Origin of the sequence: Nostoc sp. NOS(2021) (assembly GCF_017115025.1) — a bacterium.
Lineage (GTDB): Bacteria > Cyanobacteriota > Cyanobacteriia > Cyanobacteriales > Nostocaceae > Nostoc.
Genome location: NZ_JABXKM010000134.1, coordinates 1 through 19,408 on the forward strand (window position 1 = coordinate 1; position 19,408 = coordinate 19,408).

Annotated in this window: 13 protein-coding genes; 10 read left to right on the forward strand and 3 right to left on the reverse strand. The window is 44.1% G+C overall.

Features of this window, described 5'->3' with window-relative positions; all coding sequences use genetic code 11:
• Window positions 1–28 precede the first annotated feature (28 nt).
• Entirely contained in the window at window positions 29–1,261 is a 1,233-nt protein-coding gene (locus HWQ41_RS17625; RefSeq protein WP_292765366.1) for a cysteine desulfurase-like protein, read from the reverse strand.
• A gap of 307 nt (window positions 1,262–1,568) precedes the next feature.
• Between HWQ41_RS17625 and HWQ41_RS17630 the strand changes: the two genes are divergently transcribed.
• From HWQ41_RS17630 to HWQ41_RS17665, 8 genes are all read left to right on the forward strand, one after another.
• Entirely contained in the window at window positions 1,569–1,802 is a 234-nt protein-coding gene (locus HWQ41_RS17630; RefSeq protein WP_292765369.1) for a DUF4327 family protein, read from the forward strand.
• A gap of 899 nt (window positions 1,803–2,701) precedes the next feature.
• On the forward strand, window positions 2,702–6,967 hold the full coding sequence (locus HWQ41_RS17635) for a PAS domain S-box protein (protein ID WP_292765372.1): 4,266 nt from the start codon (window positions 2,702–2,704) through the stop codon (window positions 6,965–6,967).
• Window positions 6,968–7,325: 358 nt separating this feature from the next.
• The gene (locus HWQ41_RS17640; RefSeq protein ID WP_292765375.1) at window positions 7,326–9,737 is read left to right on the forward strand and encodes a sucrose synthase; all 2,412 of its coding nucleotides are present in this window, start codon (window positions 7,326–7,328) and stop codon (window positions 9,735–9,737) included.
• 156 nt (window positions 9,738–9,893) lie between these two features.
• Window positions 9,894–12,914, forward strand: coding sequence for a beta-phosphoglucomutase (gene pgmB / locus HWQ41_RS17645; RefSeq protein WP_292765480.1), 3,021 nt, complete (start codon window positions 9,894–9,896; stop codon window positions 12,912–12,914).
• A 279-nt stretch (window positions 12,915–13,193) separates the two neighbouring features.
• Complete coding sequence (locus tag HWQ41_RS17650) at window positions 13,194–13,631, forward strand: Rrf2 family transcriptional regulator (protein WP_292765378.1); 438 nt, start codon at window positions 13,194–13,196, stop codon at window positions 13,629–13,631.
• Between the two features lie 71 nt (window positions 13,632–13,702).
• The gene (locus tag HWQ41_RS17655; protein WP_292765381.1) at window positions 13,703–14,095 is read left to right on the forward strand and encodes a pentapeptide repeat-containing protein; all 393 of its coding nucleotides are present in this window, start codon (window positions 13,703–13,705) and stop codon (window positions 14,093–14,095) included.
• 96 nt (window positions 14,096–14,191) lie between these two features.
• A complete protein-coding gene (locus HWQ41_RS17660; protein WP_292765482.1) occupies window positions 14,192–14,680 on the forward strand; it encodes a DUF2243 domain-containing protein in 489 nt (162 codons plus the stop codon).
• Between the two features lie 91 nt (window positions 14,681–14,771).
• On the forward strand, window positions 14,772–15,377 hold the full coding sequence (locus HWQ41_RS17665) for a DUF4129 domain-containing protein (protein WP_292765383.1): 606 nt from the start codon (window positions 14,772–14,774) through the stop codon (window positions 15,375–15,377).
• A gap of 193 nt (window positions 15,378–15,570) precedes the next feature.
• Here the strand turns inward: HWQ41_RS17665 and HWQ41_RS17670 are convergent, their stop codons facing one another.
• On the reverse strand, window positions 15,571–16,851 hold the full coding sequence (locus HWQ41_RS17670; protein ID WP_292765386.1) for an aspartate aminotransferase family protein: 1,281 nt from the start codon (window positions 16,849–16,851) through the stop codon (window positions 15,571–15,573).
• Between the two features lie 377 nt (window positions 16,852–17,228).
• Window positions 17,229–17,606 (reverse strand): hypothetical protein, encoded by a 378-nt coding sequence (locus HWQ41_RS17675; protein WP_292765388.1) that lies wholly within the window; start codon window positions 17,604–17,606, stop codon window positions 17,229–17,231.
• 127 nt (window positions 17,607–17,733) lie between these two features.
• On the opposite strand from HWQ41_RS17675, the gene HWQ41_RS17680 reads away from it, so the two are divergent.
• Both HWQ41_RS17680 and HWQ41_RS17685 read left to right on the forward strand, forming a co-directional pair.
• Window positions 17,734–17,916, forward strand: coding sequence for a hypothetical protein (locus tag HWQ41_RS17680; protein ID WP_292765390.1), 183 nt, complete (start codon window positions 17,734–17,736; stop codon window positions 17,914–17,916).
• Window positions 17,917–18,313: 397 nt separating this feature from the next.
• Window positions 18,314–19,330: a TrkA family potassium uptake protein gene (locus HWQ41_RS17685; RefSeq protein ID WP_292765393.1), complete on the forward strand. Its 1,017-nt coding sequence runs from the start codon at window positions 18,314–18,316 to the stop codon at window positions 19,328–19,330.
• Window positions 19,331–19,408 lie beyond the last annotated feature (78 nt).

A 19,408-nucleotide genomic window follows, 5' to 3' on the forward strand; every position in this document is an offset into this window, starting at 1 on the left:
CCCAATGCCCAATGCCCAATGCCCAATCTTAAAATACCTGCTCAAAAGCCTCAATCAAGCTGTTAACTTCCTCAAGGGTGTTGTAATGCACCATACTCACCCGCACTATTCCACCTTGCGACGCTAACCCCAGGTATTCAATCAGCCGTTTAGCATAAAAGTCTCCGTAGCGAATCCCAATATAATATTGGTCAATTTTTGCCGGAATGGTCGAGCTATTCATTCCATCTACCACAAAAGATATAGTTGGCACACGGGATTGACGGTCAGCCTTTGATTGACCAATCACTCGCACATTAGACTTGCTGTTGAGGTAATTTAGGAGGCGATCGCTAATGTTTTCTTCATGTATGCTAATTAAATCAAACGCCTGCGCCATTTGATTTCTCAAGTCAGGTGCAGTTTGATTGCCGTAGTGCAGTTGTGCTAATTCACTTAGATAATCACATAAACCTAACATTCCATAACTTAATTCAAAATTGACATTACCTAACTGAAATTTATAAGGTATATCTGTCTGATCAATAAAATAATGGTTCAGACCAGGCAATCTTAATAAATGTTCTTCTTTGCCATAAAGTAAGGCATGATGCGTGCCATAGACTTTATAACAACTCAAAGTATAGAAATCAACATCCAAATCTTGCACATCAACTAATCTATGAGGTGCATAAGCTACACCATCTACACAAATCATAGCGCCGCGATCGTGTACAAATGCAGCAATTTCTTTGATCGGGTTGATGGTTCCCAGAACATTAGAAGCATGAGTCAAAGCTACCAGTTTTGTACGTTGACTCATCAATAGTTCTAAATCTGCTAAATGAAGTTCCAAGGTATCTGGGCGAATTTGCCACACTTTAACCATCATTCCTTGTTTTTCAAGAGCCACCCAAGCACCAATATTGGCCTCATGGTCACAATTAGTAACAATAACCTCATCACCAGGTACGAAGGTTTGACCCAGACAAATTGAGAGAACTTTCAACATCATTGTAGTAGATGGGCCCATGACCACTTCTTTAGAAGAATTGGCGTTAATGAAAGTAGCCATTCCCCTAGTTGCTAGAGCCAATCGTTCTCCTGCAAGCTGAGAAACCGCATAAGAAGCTCCCAACTGGACATCAGAACTCAGGAGAAATTCGCTAATTCTATCTACTACTTTTTTCAGGGTTTGTGAACCGCCGGCATTATCAAAAAAAGTCCATTCACCAGCTAGAGTGGGAAAATATTCGCGAACTTTATTAAGATTTAGGAGCATAGTATAAGTTTTCTAGAGAATGTTCTTTACCCTAGCCTACCTTTTAGCAAGTCGCCCAGAGAGCATCTACATCCTCTTTTAGTGTTTACAGCTTGTTGTGCCAGCCTTCTTACTTTGCAAGAATCCCTCTAAAGGCGGTATACGTGGCGACCCAAAGAGTATCTTACTGACATATCTAACTTCCAGCCAGGGTTAATGTCTTGATTCTTCACAATTCTCGCCAATTTTATTTGATAAGTTTAAGGGAGAGTCAAAGCAACTATTGTTTTGATTCTTAATTCCTTGATTGAAAACAAAGGAACGACCTATGAACACTACGGTTAAATACGACATTGAGGTTATCAAGGAAGAAGCACTTCAACTTGTTAAAAAGAGACTTGTTAACCGTCAGCAGCCAATTTATACCCTCTGTAAATATATTCCTCATCGTGACTGGGTTAATTTTGAACTGGAGTTAGAAAAAAACGAATTTCTACTCAGAGATAGAATTATCGACCTACTGAATCACGAATCTTGGGAAGACGATTCAGGCTGCATCTAGAAGCTGAACCCCATTAGCAGCATCCCAATAAAATCAAAATTAAAAATTAATTTTTTAGGACTAAAAACCCTCGAATTAAGTCGGGGGTTATAAACAAGAGATTATTAAAGTAAGCAATAAATCTTCATGAATGGGTTAGGTGGTTGAGAAGAGGAGAGAACCACCGCTAGCGTAGCAATATTTCTCAGTTAAAGGGGAGAGGGGAAGGTGGGGCCCCCTCTGGAGATAAGCTACGGTGTACACACAAGTCCTAAAAACCTAGTGTTATGCCGTCGGCTAACGCACCATCCCAGATTTTCGGTGCGTTCGGACTAATGTCCATAACGCACCCTACCAGATTCAAGCCAATGTGGATGAGGTTTTCCGACTTATGTGTACACGGTAGCCTAACCTCAGAGAGAACCTTGCTTCTTTGCTGTGGCTTTTAGGAAATTCCCTGTTTTATCTTTCTAGCTGTGTCAGGTAATACCTTATGGGCGGGCTACAGCCTCGCATTTTATGAGAATTGATTACTGGAAGAAAGAAAAAGTAAATTATACTAAACTACTTTCAGTGACTTGGTATTAGGCAGACAACTCTTGTAGCCCTATCCATTCAGTGATAGGTTGCCAATTAAGGTAATCTCTTGAGATAACAGATCATCTATCTCTAATTTGACAATAGAATGAGTTTGGCGACTCTAAAATTCTATCTACTTCCTGATTTAGTTACTAACTTGCATTGTGTCCCCTATATTAGGTGTTGTAATATTTACAGGGCGGATTTATAAATATCGTTGATTTATTCTCGATTGCAGCAGAATAATTCCTGATTTTCAACAGTTTACTCCCTTTAGCTTTCGCTAGCTTCTGCTAGTTCATTCTGATATCAAAAAGATCATTAGAATTGACAAATTAACCATGCGATTCAACGATCAACGGATTAACTTACCTAGCTTAAATAATGTTATTAATCGTTCTCCATTAACGATTAGCCCTGATAGTTTTGTAGTCGAAGCTATTGTCTTGATGAGTCAGGAAAGATGTAGTAATTATGCACTTACTAGTTTAAATCCGTCATTAGATTTAAGCTCCAGAAGTCAACCATCAACTGGTTGTGTCTTAGTTCTGGAGGCAGCATATTTATTAGGTATTTTTACTGATGAAGATGTACTTAGGCTTATAGCTTCTGGAATGGACTTATCCACGGTGACAATGGCTGAAGTGATGACGCAGCCAGTCGTTACCCTTAGACAATCAGATTCTCAGGATATTTTCATCGCCTTATCGTTATTGCGTCAGCATCAGACTCACTATCTGCCCGTTTTGGACGACCGCGGGCAATTGCTAGGAATCATCACTGAGACTAGCTTGCTACAAGCCTTTGACTTGATCAAAATGGTTGGGGTCGTTGAAGGCTTACAGCAATATTTACAAAAACCCACCGATGAATTCAAGCGGGTTAATCAGCCAATTGAGATAGATCAAGTCCGCTGCCAAACTCAAAATAACTTAAAACTATGGGTTGAGGCACAATCGGCTGAAATCATGCAAGTTAATCAGGAACTTCAGCAAGCCCTCGAAGAACTCCAGGTAGTGGAAGAAGAACTGCGTCAACAAAACGAAGAGTTGGCCGTTGCCCGTGAGCTAGTAGAATTGGAGCGCCAGCGTTACCAGGATTTGTTTGAGTTCGCTCCAGATGCTTACTTGGTAACTGATGTAGCAGGTATTATCCAAGAGGCTAACAAAGCAGCAGCAACCTTGCTGGCTGTAGAGCAAAAATATTTGGTAAACAAACCATTAAATTTATTTATTGCTCAGGAAGACCGCCAGACTTTTACCACCCGACGGAATAATTCGCAGCAGGTACAGGAGTGGGAAATTTACCTAAAACCACGGGGAGGTACAGCTTTTCCGGTTAGCATCAGAGCCGCTGCCATGTACGATTCAGAGGGGAAGGAAGTTGGCTGGCGCTGGTTACTCTGCAATATTAGCGAACGCCAACAGGCAAAGGAATCACTGCACCAAGCTTACGATGAGTTAGAAAAACGAGTGGCGGAACGGACAGCAGAACTTGTTATGTCTAACGTCCTGTTGCAACAAGAAATTACCGAACGCCAACGCGCAGAAGTTGCATTACGGCAGAGCGAAAACCTCTATCGCCAACTCGTGGAAAGTCAAACTGACATAATTATCCGCATTGATTTGCAGTTTCAGATTACCTTTGCCAATATGGCTGCTTGTCAAACTTTCGGCTGGAAACAAGATGAGTTTCGTAGTCAGTCATTTTTCCAGTTTCTTCATCCAGATGATTTGCCTGAAGTGATGGAAGATATGACAACTTTAGGATCTTCATTTGATGCCTTGACTAATCGTGAGCGACGTGCATTCACCGTCAATGGTATCCGCTGGTTTCAATGGAGTGCGATCGCAATTCGTGATTACAAAGGAGAGGTTATTGAAATACAAGGGGTAGGCAGAGATATTACCGAACAGCAAGCCGCGCTACACGAACGCCAACTTGCAGAAGTTGCACTGCGCCAAAGCGAGGAGAAATTTCGCAATTTTGCGGAAAACACCCACGCCATCATCACTATTGCTAGCCCAGATTCATTCCATCCCTTGTACATTAGTCCTGCTTATGAGACTATTTGGGGCCGCTCTTGCCAAAGTCTTTACGACCAGCCAGACTCTTGGCTAGACGCAATTCATCCAGACGATCGCGATCGCGCCACCCAATCAATCGAGCAACTACTTAATACTAAATCTAGTTCAGTAGAATATCGGATTTTGCGACCTGATGGATCGATGCACTGGATTTGGAATCGGGGCTTTGCTGTCTATGATGAGCAAGGAAAAGTTGACTACTATGGTTGCATTGCCGAAGATATCACCGAGCGCAAACTGGCAGAAGAGTCACTGCGCCAAAGCGAGGAGAAATTTCGCAATTTTGCGGAAAACACCCACGCAATGATCTGGATTGGTAGCGCAGATTCATTTGAACCCTTGTACATTAGTCCTTCTTATGAGAAGATTTGGGGTCGATCTTCTCAGGGTCTGTTTGAGCAGCCAAAATCTTGGGTAGACACGGTTCATCCAGATGATCGCGATCGCGCCACCCAATCAATCGAGCAACTGCTTAGTGGTAGTCAATCTATTTCAGCAGAATATCGGATTTTGCGACCTGATGGATCGGTGCGCTGGATTTGGAATCGGGGCTTTGCTGTCTATGATCACCAAGGAAAAGTTAACTACTATGGTGGCATTGCCGAAGATATCACCGAGCGCAAACTGTCCGAAGAGTCACTCAAAGAAAGTGAAGCGCGATTGAGTTTAGCTCTGGAAGCTGGCCAAATGGGTATATGGGATCGGAACCTGATTGCTAATACTAGTATTTGGTCTCCCAATATGGGGCCACTTTATGGTCTGCCGAGCAACACCTTGTGTCCTACCGTTGAAGACTATCTCAATTTAGTCCATCCAGAAGACCGCGAATCTGTGGCTGCGAGTATACCTCGCATGATTGAGGAAGGAAGGGCAACTACAGATTATCGAGTTGTCTGGCCCGACGGCAGCCTACACTGGTTAAACTGCAAAGCTCAGGTCTACTATAACGAAATCGGTCAGATGATCAGGATGATCGGCACAAATAGAGATGTCACTGAGCGCAAGCTAGCGGAACAAAAAATCTCCGAACAAGCTGCTCTACTTGATATCGCCACCGATGCCATATTAGTTCGAGATTTCCAGTCTCAAATCTTATTCTGGAATAAAGGTGCAGAGCGGATGTACGGTTGGCTTTCTACAGAGGTTATAGGAAAATACCTCCAGGAGATTTTGTACCTAGCAGGAACTCAGCAGCAACTAGAAGTAGCGCTAAAAAGCGTAATTGAGAGTGGCTCGTGGCAAGGTGAGTTATGTAAAGTTACGAAATCCGGTCAGAAAATTGTTGTGGAAAGCCGCTGGACATTGATGCGTGATCCTGCAGGAGAACCCAAATCTATCCTTACTGTTGACACTGACATCACCGAAAAGAAACAACTACAAGAGCAGTTTTACCGCACCCAGCGATTAGAAAGTCTTGGTACCCTTGCAGGTGGTATTGCCCACGATTTAAATAATATATTGACACCAATTTTGGCCGCGGCTCAATTGGTACAGGGAGAATTTTTACAAGACGAGGAGCGTTCTGGGCAACTACTGGCACTTGTAGAAACCAACGCCAAACGCGGAGCAGCTTTAGTGAAGCAAGTCTTGTCCTTTGCGCGAGGATTTAAAGGAGAGCGGACAATTATCCAAATCAAGTACCTGATTTCAGAAATTATCCAAATTGCTAAACAGACATTTCCCAAATCTATTGAATTTTACACGGTTGTCCCAGAAGACATTTGGGCGATCACTGGGGACACCACACAACTGCATCAAGTGCTGATGAATCTAGTAGTAAATGCCCGCGATGCTTTACCAGATGGCGGCAATATCAAAATTTCTGCGGAAAATAAGTTGATTGATGAAACTTATACCAGAATGAATATTGATGCCAAAGTTGGGCATTCTATTGTGATTACCGTTGCGGATAACGGAATTGGCATACCGCCAGAAATATTAGATAGAATTTTTGAGCCATTTTTCACTACAAAAGCAGTCAACAAAGGTACGGGACTCGGACTTTCAACAGTGCTGGGCATCATTAGAAGCCACGACGGTTTTATCAAAGTGTCTAGCAATGTTGGTAAAGGCAGCAAATTTGACCTATTCTTACCAGCTGTGGAAGCAACCCAACTGTTTAGGATAGAAGACCTGGATATGCTCCCAGGACAGGGAGAATTGATTTTAGTTGTAGATGATGAAGCCCAAATTCGGGAAATTGCCACAATCATCCTAGAAAACCATAACTATAAGATACTCGCTGCCAGTAATGGTATAGAGGCGATCGCACTCTATGCCCAATACAAGCATCAAATCAATGCCGTATTGATGGATATAATGATGCCGGAGATGGATGGAATCACTGCTATTCGCACCTTGCAAAAAATGAACACGCAGGTTCAAATTATTGCCTGTAGCGGACTGAACTCAATGGAAGTCTTTGCTCAAGCTGCTCATGCTAATGTGCAAGCAGTTTTATCAAAACCCTACACGGCCAGAGAATTATTGAAAAGTTTACACCAATTATTCAGAGGCTAGAACACCAATTCAGTAAGGAAAGGAAGAACCTCTCCCCCAACCCCTCTCCGAAACGGAGAGGGGAGTTTGACTCCCCCTTCCCAACAAGGGAAGGGGGCTGGGGGGTTAGGTTTTTGATTACTGAATCGATGCTCTAGTACCGCAAGGCGGAATTAAAATAATTCATATGTTATTCTTTGCTCCCCTGCTCTCCCACTCCCCACTCCCTCATCCCATAGACTTGCAGCGTTTCATCCCAGAGCTAGACGCAAAGGTTTTTATAGTAATTTACCATTGCGGGGGAAATGTACCTCACAGAACTGGAGACCGGAAAGAAAAATGAGGTCGTGACCTAGCTAAAGTTCTGGAATTGCTCATCATGTATGAACTAGTTCAAGCTGTCTTCAACGGTGATGAAAAAACTGATCTGCGTCAGTTGATTTATGCGTTGAGTGCTTCAGGTAAGCGTTACTTCTTAAGAAATGAGATTTTGCAAGCTTTTGGCGACTACTGTCATCAATCCCAAAAGCCAGCCTATTTTTACTACTCTTCTTCTGTTGGCAAACTGATTCAGTATACCCACGAAATAATTCTTGAAGAGGAAAGTACTTGGTTCGTGGTTCGACCGAAGATTGCTAATCAAGAAGCTTGGCAACTGACAGCCGACTTTAGCAAGTTCGAGCAGATGACGCCCCAAGCGCTGCTAGATGTGAGAGATCGCCTAGTCAACCGCTACCAAAACCACATCCTCGAAATCGACCTCCACCCCTTTTATGAGAGTTCCCTAAGAATCGACGACCCCAGAAATATCGGTCAAGGTTTAGCCTTCCTCAACCGTTACCTGTGCAGTCAATTGTTGACTGACCCCGAATATTGGTTAGAAAAGTTATTTCAAGCATTACATGGGTTGCAACACGATGGTATTCGCCTGTTGTTTAGCGATCGCATTGACTCCGGTATTCAGTTAGCTAAACAAATTAAGTCAGCGCTCAAATTCCTGAGTGAGCTTGAGCCTGATGAACCATATGAAAAATTTAGCTTTGACTTCCAAGAACTAGGCTTTGAGCCGGGTTGGGGTAACACTGCGGCGCGAGTCTCCGAAACCCTAGAACTCCTCGACCGACTCATTTACTCCCCAGAACCTGGCATCTTAGAAACATTTGTAGACCGCGTTCCTGCTGTCTTTCGCGTCGTCCTCATTTCCATCCACGGCTGGGTGGGACAGGAAGATGTTTTGGGAAGAAATGAAACACTCGGTCAAGTTATCTACGTCCTCGAACAAGCTCGCAGTTTAGAAAACGAACTGCGTGAACATATCAAACTCGCTGGCCTCGACCTGCTGGGCATTAAACCCCATGTAATTATTCTCACCCGACTAATCCCTAACAATGAAGGGACATTTTCCAACCTGCCCTTAGAAAAAGTTCAAGATACTGAAAATGCTTGGATATTGCGGGTTCCTTTTGGTGAATTTAATTCCGAAGTTACTAACAATTGGATTTCTAAATTTGAGATTTGGCCTTATTTAGAACAATTTGCTCTCGATGCAGAAAAAGAATTACTAGTTCAATTCCAAGGCAAACCTAATCTGATCGTCGGCAACTATAGCGACGGGAATTTAGTAGCCTTTATCCTATCTCGCCGGTTGAAAGTTACCCAGTGCAACATTGCCCATTCTTTGGAAAAACCTAAATATCTATTTAGCAATTTATATTGGCAAGATTTAGAAGATCAATATCATTTCTCGGTACAATTCACCGCCGATTTGATTAGCATGAATGCAGCCGACTTCATCATCACATCGTCCTATCAAGAAATTGTCGGCACACCCGACACCATAGGTCAATACGAGTCGTATAAGTGCTTTACGATGCCGCAGTTGTATCATGTGGTTGATGGCATTGATTTGTTTAGTCCTAAATTTAACTTAGTGCCGCCGGGAGTAAATGAGAATATTTTCTTTCCCTATAACCAAAAAGAAGACCGAGATTCTAACCTTCGCACACAAGTCCACGACCTACTCTTTAGCCGCAAAGACCCCCAAATCTTTGGTCACTTAGATCACCCTAATAAGCGGCCAATCTTTGTTGTTGATACCATCACTTCAATCAACAATCTCACTGGTTTAGCTGAATGCTTTGGTAAAAGTCAGGCGTTGCAAGAGCGTTGTAACCTAATCCTTTTAAGTAGTAAACGGCATCCAGATGAAGCGATAAACCGAGAAGAAGCAGAAGAAATTCAAAAACTCTACGACATTATTGATCAATATCATCTCAATGGCAAGATTCGCTGGGTGGGGATGCGTATCCCTAGCAATGAACTCGGCGAAGCCTACCGAGTAGTTGCAGATTCTCAGGGAATTTATGTCCATTTTGCCCGCTTTGAATCCTTCGCACGGAGTATTTTGGAAGCCATGATTTCCGGCTTGCCTACTTTCGCTACTCAATTTGGCGGTTCTTTAGAAATTATCGAGAACAAAGAAAACGAGTTTAATGTTAATCCTACAGACTTAGAAGGAACAGCAAAGAAAATTTTAGACTTCTTTGACCAATGCGATACTCATGCTGAATACTGGTACGATGTATCAGAATGGATGAGTCAGCGAATTCATCACAAATATAATTGGCATTTACATAGCAATCGATTACTACTGCTTGCTAAAATGTTTAGTTTTTGGAACTTTGTTGCTCCCGAAAATAACGAAGCCAGAGATCGGTATATGGAAGCCTTATTTCATCTCATTTATAAACCCAGAGCCGAAAAGATTTTGGAAAAGCATATGGGGGGGTGAGGGACAAGGCGACAAGGAGACAAGGAGAATTAGATACTCGTTCATCCACCTCAAAGACTCGTTTATCTAGCTCAAAATTCCCAATGCCCAATGCCCAATGCCCAATGCCCATTCCCCAATGCCCATTCCCCAATGCCCATTCCCCAATCCTACTTTATGCACACAAAAGGTCGTTCTCGCCATTTTATCTACACAGACTGGATATTAATTGAAAACCAGTTTGACCCTGAGCAATTGCAATCGAAAGAAACCGTTTTTACAATCGGCAATGGATACCTGGGAACAAGGGGCAGTTTTGAGGAAGGTTATCCTCATGGATCGCCAGCTACTTTTATCCACGGTGTCTACGATGATGTGCCGGTGGTGTACACGGAACTGGTAAATTGCCCTGACTGGCTAACCTTGGTAGTGATTGTGAATGGCGATCGGTTCCGTCTCGATCAAGGTGAGATATTGCGCTACGATCGCCAGCTTGATTTACGCTACGGACTTATCAGCCGTTCCTTGCGTTGGCGCTCTCCCAGTGGAAACACTATAGACATCAGCTTTGAACGCTTTGCTAGTCTTGCAGATCCGCACGTGTTGGCGCTACGCTGCCATTTAACGCCAGTAGATTTTGATGGGTTAATCGAAGTTCAAGCTAGTATCAACGGCTATCCAGAAAATCAGGGTTTCAATCACTGGGAAGGACTAGATCAGGGCAAGACTGACCAAGGAATCTGGTTGCAACGCCGCACCCGCAACTCCCGCATTGAACTCGGTATGGCAGCTAAGGTGAGAATATTAGGCACTGAAGCATCTTTGCAAGTAAGTACCGCACCTGGTTATCCTACCTTGAGTACGACCTTCTTGGCTAAAGCGCAACAGACTGTAACAGTAGAAAAACTCGTGACGGTTTTTACCTCGCGGGAGATTGAAACACCAGTACCAGCAGCTCAAGAAAAACTCGCGCACCTGCCAGACTACGCAACATTACTAAAAGCCAATGAGCAGGCATGGCATGAGGTTTGGCAGCAAAGTGACATCCTCATTGAGGGGGATAGCACAGCTACTTTTGCTGTTCGCTACAATCTGTTTCAGCTGCTGATTGCTGCTCCACGGCATGATGACAGGGTGAGCATTCCTGCTAAAACCCTTTCCGGGTTTGGCTATCGCGGTCATATCTTTTGGGATACAGAAATTTTTATGCAGCCCCTGTTTCTGTTTACCCAACCAGCGATCGCCCGCAACTTACTCAGTTACCGTTGGCACACTTTGAATGGAGCAAGACGCAAAGCAGCCCATTACGGGTATAGAGGGGCAATGTTTGCCTGGGAAAGTGCTGATACCGGAGATGAAGTGACACCACGTTGGGCTATCGGCAGTGATTTTTATGGTGAAGACGTGCGGATTTGGTGCCGTGATCGCGAAATTCATATTAATGCAGATATCCCCTACGCCATTTGGAACTACTGGCAAGCCACTGGCGACGATGACTGGATGCAAAAGCGCGGTGCAGAGGTGATCTTGGATGCCGCCATCTTTTGGGGTAGCCGGGTCGAATTCAATCCTGAGCGCCAACAGTATGAAATTCGGGGAGTGATCGGAGCGGATGAATACCATGAATTCGTCCACAACAACGTCTTTACAAACCGCATGGCGCAATGGCATCTAGAGAAAGCGATCGCAGTCTATGATTGGTTGGCTGACAATTTCCCTGAACAAGCGACCGAACTAGAACAGAAACTAAAACTCACCTCAGAGGAGCGATCGCACTGGCAAGATATTATCGCCAAAATATTGGTTCTCTATGACCCATCAACAGAACTAATCGAGCAGATCGAGGGATTTTTCCAATTGGAAGATATTAACTTAGCAGACTATGAACCACGCGATCGCTCCATGCAACCGATCTTGGGTGTTGATCAAATCAACAAATATCAAGTAATCAAGCAGCCAGATGTATTAATGCTCTTATATTTAATGCGAGAATCAGCAGATTTTCCCTACAACGAAAAAGCATTGCAGACAAACTGGGACTACTACGCACCCCGCACCGATATTACCTATGGTTCGTCCCTTGGCCCAGCAGTTCACGCCATCTTAGCTTCAGATTTGGGGAAATCAACCGAAGCTTACGAACTGTTTATGCGGGCGTTAATGGTGGATCTTGAAGAGAACCGAGGTAACACCAGTGATGGAATTCACGGTGCTAGTGCTGGTGGAATTTGGCAAGCTGTAATTTTTGGGTTCGGCGGCATCCAACTAACCGAAAATGGCCCTGTAGCCAACCCCCACCTCCCACCGGGCTGGACACGCCTGAAGTTTAAACTGCACTGGCGCGGGAAATGGCACGACTTCGATCTGCATCGGGAACAAGTCGCCCAAGATATAACTCGTCAACTAGAATTTCTCCAACTTTCCCTCTCCCCAAATCCCCACTCCCTTGAGGCCCCAAATACCCCTACTCTCCCTGCTCCCTCTGCCTACCCTGCTCCCTCATCCACCCCACTCCCCAATGCCCTAACATCCAACATCCAAGGATTCATCTTTGACCTAGATGGTGTGCTAACAGATACAGCAGAACTTCACTATTTAGCTTGGAAAAAGCTAGCGGATGAAGAGGGTATACCGTTTAATCGGGAGGCTAACGACGCGCTGCGGGGTGTATCCCGTCGTGCTTCCCTGATGCTGATTCTTGGGGATAGACCGTATTCGGAAGCACAAATCCAGGAGATGATGGAGCGGAAGAATCGCTATTATGTAGAATTGCTCCAAAACATGACAGCCAAGGATTTGTTACCAGGTGCGATCGCCCTCTTGGATGAACTGCGGCAAGCTGGGATTAAGATCGGTATTGGTTCAGCTAGCAAAAATGCCCAGACAGTGATCGAGCGATTGGGCATTGCTGACAAGGTAGATGCGATCGCTGACGGTTATAGTGTACAGCAACCTAAGCCAGCACCCGACCTATTTCTGTACGCAGCCAAGCAGCTAGGAATCGAACCAGGGCAATCTGTGGTTGTAGAAGATGCCGCAGCAGGTGTTGACGCGGCTCTAGCTGCTGGTATGTGGGCAGTAGGACTCGGCCCGGCTGAACGAGTTGGAGCCGCTCATATTGTTTTGCCCAGCCTAGAAGGCATCAAATGGGCAGATTTAAAAGCCAAATTAAGCAATATTGCCAGACAAAAACAGTGAAGTACCCACCACTGATGCTACACATACAGTGGGGGGCTTCCTGTCTCACAGCACAATTGGGTTTAAAACGAGACAGACTAAGCTTTTAAGTCAGTTTTAACTTAGGAAGACTGTACATTAATCAATCACTTTTATTTATTGAATTTAAAAAAAAAAGTAGTTGCTTCTATGTTGGAAGGTCTTTAAAGTAGAGTTAGCCGGTCAACAATAAGTTGATAGCTTAGGGAAACGAATTCAAAGACTTTGTATCTTTAAATATGAGTTTAAAATATTACGCCTGTGGTCATCTCTAACAAATCAGAATACGCACTTCTAGCCCTGTTAGAGTTGGCAACCTGCTACCCTAACGGTGAAGCCCTGCAAATTCGAGAGATAGCGGCATTGCAAGACATACCGAACCGCTATTTGGAACAACTCCTGGCAACATTAAGACGTGGAGGTTTAATTAAGAGTATACGCGGAGCCAAAGGTGGCTATGTTTTGGCACGAGACCCTGGTAAAATTACAGTGTTTGATGCTTTTAGCTGCATGGAAGGGTCAGATATTGTTGTCTCTACTTGTGAGCCGACTCCCAACACGGTAGAAGGTGAGCTAATTCAGGAAGTCTGGCAGGAAGCACGTCAGGCTGCTAACTCCGTATTGGAAAAATATACACTCCAAGACCTTTGTGAACGAAGAGCAATCCGACAGCAGAAGGAACTAATGTATTACATTTAGGTAAGGATGAAGTAAGAGTATTTTCATCCTTAATATAAAAGTAATAACGAGATAAGCTGTGACGCTATTATATGCCTGAAGTCAATTCTCAACAGCCCATAAATAGTGCCGCTACTCTTGTGGAGAGTTATGCAGCAGGAAAACGGGACTTTAGTAAAGCAGAACTGGGTAATGCTGATTTGCAAGGCATTAACTTGAAAGGATCTGACCTCAGTTATGCTGACTTGAGTGAAGCTAACCTGAATGGCGCTAATTTAAGGGGAACTGATTTGAGCTTTGCCGATCTCAGTCAAGCTAATCTGAGAGATACCGATCTTAGGGGAGCATTATTGATGTCAGCGAATCTGTGCCAAGCTGACCTCAAAGGAGCGAACCTGGAAAAAGCAGACTACGATCGCAGCACCCATTTTCCCCAAGATATCGATCCAGTGAAAGCGGGTATGCAGATTAAATTTGAAGATTGATTAATTTAAGTTAAATGATCTACTTGCCTCAAGATAGAAGATATTTCTCCTAAAAGAGTTGTATTTTGGTAAACAAGCGTATCTATGAGGTTGACAATGGAGGCGAAAAATGAAACCCTCAACCGACGCGCACCGCTAATTACTGCTGGAATTTTTCTAGGTGTGGGTCTTGGAGGATTTCTTGATGGAATTTTACTGCATCAGCTCCTCCAGTGGCATCATATGGTCAGTAGCATTCGACCTCTGACAAACACGGCGAACATAGATTTGAACATGGTATGGGATGGGTTATTTCATGCCTTGGATTGGGTATTCACCGTAGTCGGACTTGTGTTGCTATGGCGTGCAGGAGGGCGTGATGATGTTCCTTGGTCATCACAGACTTTTATTGGGTCAATAGTGATTGGGACTGGGTTGTTTGACTTCGTTGAAGGTTTAATTGACCATCAAATTCTCGGTATCCATCATGTGAAACCAGGCCCAAATCAGTTAGCTTGGGATCTAGGATTTCTTGCATTGGGTGCGCTACTTGTTCTTATCGGCTGGATAATGATCAAAAAACAGTCAACAGTCAATAGTCAATAATTATGGGGCATGGGGCATGGGGCATTGAGCATTGGTTATTAATTCTGCTCCCCCTGCCTCCCCTGCTCGCTCATCTCCCCCATTCTCCCCTATGACAGATACTTTTGAAAAAACTAGCTGGAGTTGGCAGCTTTCTCAATTTCAACAACAAGCGGGAGAATGGTGGGAATACCAGTTTTACCGCTTTGAACATTCTTTGCCCGAATTGCCTACTGGATGGTCGATTAGCCCTTGGCTTGGTGAGTTGCTGAAATTCCTGTTTTGGCTGGTACTAGGACTATTTTTAGCTTGGATGGGTTGGCGATTATGGCGAGAATTCAGTCCTTATGTATATTCTTGGCTGAATAGAACTGGCAATCTCACTGATTTTCGCCTAAAAAATCGCTCTAGTGAGTCATCCATAGCCCTTTTGTTGGAGCGATCGCAAGAATTTTACCGTCAAGGTAACTACCGTGAGGCTTGCCGTTGTGTCTATTTAGCGATGTTGCAGCAGTTGGATAAAAATGCGATCGCACCCCACAAACTCAGCCGCACAGATGGAGAATATCTGCAATTGCTGCGATCGTCTGTGACTCCCATACAGCCTTATGAAACTTTAATTACCACTCACGAACAATTATGTTTTGGGAATGCCGAGATTTTGCCAGATAATTATCAGCAGTGTCGGCAAGCTTATCGGGAAATTTCCCCAGAATGAAAAAGCCCTGGCGAATAGAATTCGCGCGCCACTTGCTTCAAGTCGGGGAACCCGCCCAACGCAGTGGCTTGGCTACACAGGCAAAGTCCGCCTGCGCGGACTAAGGAAAAACTGAGTGTTAACCCACGGAGGTGGGTTTTGCTTGTGTAGACGCGGTTTCTAACCGCCCTTTTAACTATATTTTCCAGATTGCCTACTTTGTGAAAATTGCGATCGCCTGATCCACAGCTTGCAAGGCAGTGTTTACTTCCGCTTCTGTGACAATCAGCGGTGGCACAAATCGGACTACTTTTGGCCCGGCGGGTACCAGCAATACGCCCTGGTTGATGGCAGCATTGACAATATCGGCTGCGGTTAGCCCAATATCGGCTCGCAACTCCAAACCGTTGATTAAACCCCAACCGCGAACTTCGGCAATGTGCTGAGGATATTTCGCTGCGATCGCCCTCAATCCAGTTCGCAACTGTTCACCCCTGTCTTCCACATTCTGCAAAATATTTTCCCGCTCTAATGTCTGGCAGACACTGAGTGCTACACCACACACAAAAGGATTTCCGCCAAAGGTGCTGGCGTGTTCCCCTGGTTGGAAAACATCGCAGAATTTCTTACTCATCATTGCACCGATGGGGATACCACCACCTAAGCCTTTGGCGCTGGTGAAAATATCCGGTTCAACGCCGAGATGTTCGTAACCCCATAATTTGCCGCTGCGCCCCATGCCAACTTGCACTTCGTCGAAAATTAACAAAACGCCAGTTTCATCGCAAATCTGCCGGAGCTTTTTGAAATAGGCAACATCTCCTGGACGCACACCGCCTTCTCCCTGCAATGGCTCGATCAGAATCGCCGCTACCCGATAATCACCTTCATCCAACTCGCTAATCGCCACTTCCACAGCATTAATATCGTTGTAATTTACGTAGTGGAACCCAGGAACCAAGGGATCAAAGTACTTTTGATACTTCGGTTGTGCAGTGGCGGTAACGGTTGCTAAAGTCCGTCCGTGGAAACTGGCATGGGCGGTTAAAATAATCGGGTGTTCAATGTCTAATACTGTGTGGGCATATTTCCGCGCCAGTTTAATTGCGGCTTCGTTAGCTTCAGCTCCAGAGTTGCAGAAAAATACGCGATCGGCACAGGAATGATCAACGATCCATTTTGCCAATTCACCTTGCTCAGGAATGTAGTACAAATTAGAGACATGGTGCAGCTTCTGGATTTGACGTGTCACCGCTTCAACCATCGCTGGGTGGGCGTGTCCTAAAGTGCAAGTGGCAATTCCCGCCACAAAGTCCAGATATTCTCGCCCCTGTGTATCCCAAACCCGGCATCCAGCACCCCGTTCTAGGGCTAAGGGAAACCGCGCGTAGGTGGACATGACAGCTTCATTAAAGCTATCTGCATCAAAGGGACTGGATGCTGACCCTGAATCTGGGGGGATGGTGGCTTGGTCTACGAGAGTTTCTAGGCTCACTACCGCTCCTCCTGAAGTTTTTCATTATATAGTTATTTACTAGTTTCCTAGAAATCCCTAAAAAATACTTTTTATTTAGCACAGATCGTACTTCTTCTTAGGCTAACGCTTATGTAACCTCAAACGCTTGGCAGTGGTGAAAAAACTTTGTACTGAACACTTGAGCAATTGAAAGCCACAAATCCCCGATTTCTTAAACTGACTTTTCACGTTATGTGGAAAAGTCCACGAAAACCTAACCCCCTAACCCCCTTCCCGACACGGGAAGGGGGAAAATTCAAAGTCTCTCTCCTTTTAGGAGAGAGAAATAGAAGAGAGGTTTTTCAGATACCGTGAAAAGTCAGATTTCTTAAAGAAGTCGGGGATCTTGTCGATCGCTATTGACTTAGTAACCCAACCGCCATTTCCAGATGCATCTTAGCTTTGTGCAAATTCAGCAGGTTCTCTTGATCAAATCTATCGGGGTAAGCCATCCTCCTACCTTCCAAGGTTATTTTAATCAGTGCTGCTTGCTCATCTGTGGGTGAATTTATTTCATCTATCACCCCTTCAAAAAATTGAATGATGCTAAATCCAGGAGATTTTAATCCCCTTCCTTCTCTCACCTGCTGGAGTGCTAGCTGAGGAAATGCCATCAGAGAAGTCATGTAGCTGACTTTGTATGCTGCACTTCCTGTAGGCTTAATACCGTATCGACGGCATAAGTCGCGTAATTCTGGGATGGTTTTGATTTCTAACTCGGAACGCGTGAACATAAAATAGAATTACCTCTTGGTAAAAGTGGTATCGGTAGGTAACAACTTTTCGAGGGATGATACCTACCGATTTAAAACTCTATTTCCTTGTATACATCAAATCAAGCGTTATTTATATATCTCAACAATGCCTAACCCCAAGGGTAACCCTCAAAATTTTGAATCATCTCAACCAAGTAGAGAGTTAACCGATAATCTTAGTTTCCGGGTTACTAAGGATATGAAGGAAGAGGTGAAAGCACAAGATGACCCTCCAGAGTTCTGTAGACGCGCTATCCAGGAAGCACTAGACAAGAAAAAAGATAAGTAGTCCTGAGTTATTTAGATAACTTGTAGTTTAAATATACTAAAAAAGACGAATGCTATAAAGTTAGTAGAAAGCTAGAAAAAGTAGCCTAAAAGTACTATTGTTACGTTATTCTCAACACTTGATTACCAGCATTAAAAATCTGCTCTGCGGTTAAATGAAATGTTGTACTTAGTTTAAATATACTAAAAAGGACGAATGCTATAAAGTTAGCAGAAAACTATAGGACTTACGCAAAACTACACGCTGTAGGGGCAATTCATGAATTGCCCCTACCTGAGAATCAGGGTTTTGGCTATTGTTTGCGTAAGTTCTGAACTAGAAAAAGTAGGTTAAAAGTACTATTCTTACCTCATTCTCAACACTTGAGCAAAAATATCAACGTATCCAAAAGGAGTTAATGGCTGGGGCGATCGCTCTCGGCGGTGTTTTCCTAATTGGCACTTTGTGGTATGGAATAATAGAGGGCTGGTCATGGGAAGACGCAGCTTACATGACAGTCATCACTTTAGCGACTGTGGGATATGGAGAGACGCATCCACTGGGTAGCCGAGGACGGTTGTTTACAATTGCCCTAATTTTGTTGGGTGTAGTCAATATCGGTTACATTGTCAACAGATTTACAGAAGCGATCATTGAAGGCTACTTTCACGAAGGAATTCGGCTACAACAGCAGAGGCGGTTAATGGAATCCCTATCAGATCATTACATCATCTGTGGATTTAGTCGGACTGGTCGTCAAATTGCCAAGGAATTTCAGGCAGAAGATGTACTTTTTGTGGTGATTGATTCGGAGATGGAATCTGTGCAAAGGGCGCAGACTGAAGGTTATACAGCATACCAAGGTGACGCTACCCTAGATGAGACACTCCTGAAAGTTGGTATTGAAAGAGCGACTTGTATCGTTGCAGCACTTCCTTCAGATGCCGAAAATTTATATATTGTTTTATCAGCAAAAACACTGAATACGGGAATTCGAGCGATCGCACGGGCGAGTACAGAAGAGGCTTTGCAGAAGTTACAACGCGGTGGCGCAGATGAAGTGATATCCCCCTATATTACTGGTGGGAAGCGCATGGCTGCTGCGGCTCTCAGACCCCAAGTGTTGGACTTTGTAGACGGGATTTTGACAGGTACAGACCGTCAGTTGTATATGGAAGAATTTTTACTCGACCCGGCTTTTTGTCCCTTTGTGGGTCAGAGTTTGCAAAAAGCGAGATTGCGATCGCAAACTGGGGCATTAGTTCTGGCAATTCGCCGCCTTGATGGGACTTTAATTGGTGGCCCCACTGGCGATACGGTGTTAATGCCGGGAGATCGGCTGATTGGGATGGGTACAGCTGAACAGTTGCGAAGTCTTAACCAAATTCTCGGCCCAATTGGTTCTCAGAAATTGCGTAAACCGAAAAATAGCTGATTTTATTTTTATTTAATTACTTTTTTATACTAGATTTAGGTAATTCTTGCATAGTGTAATTGCATAAGCGGATAGTAT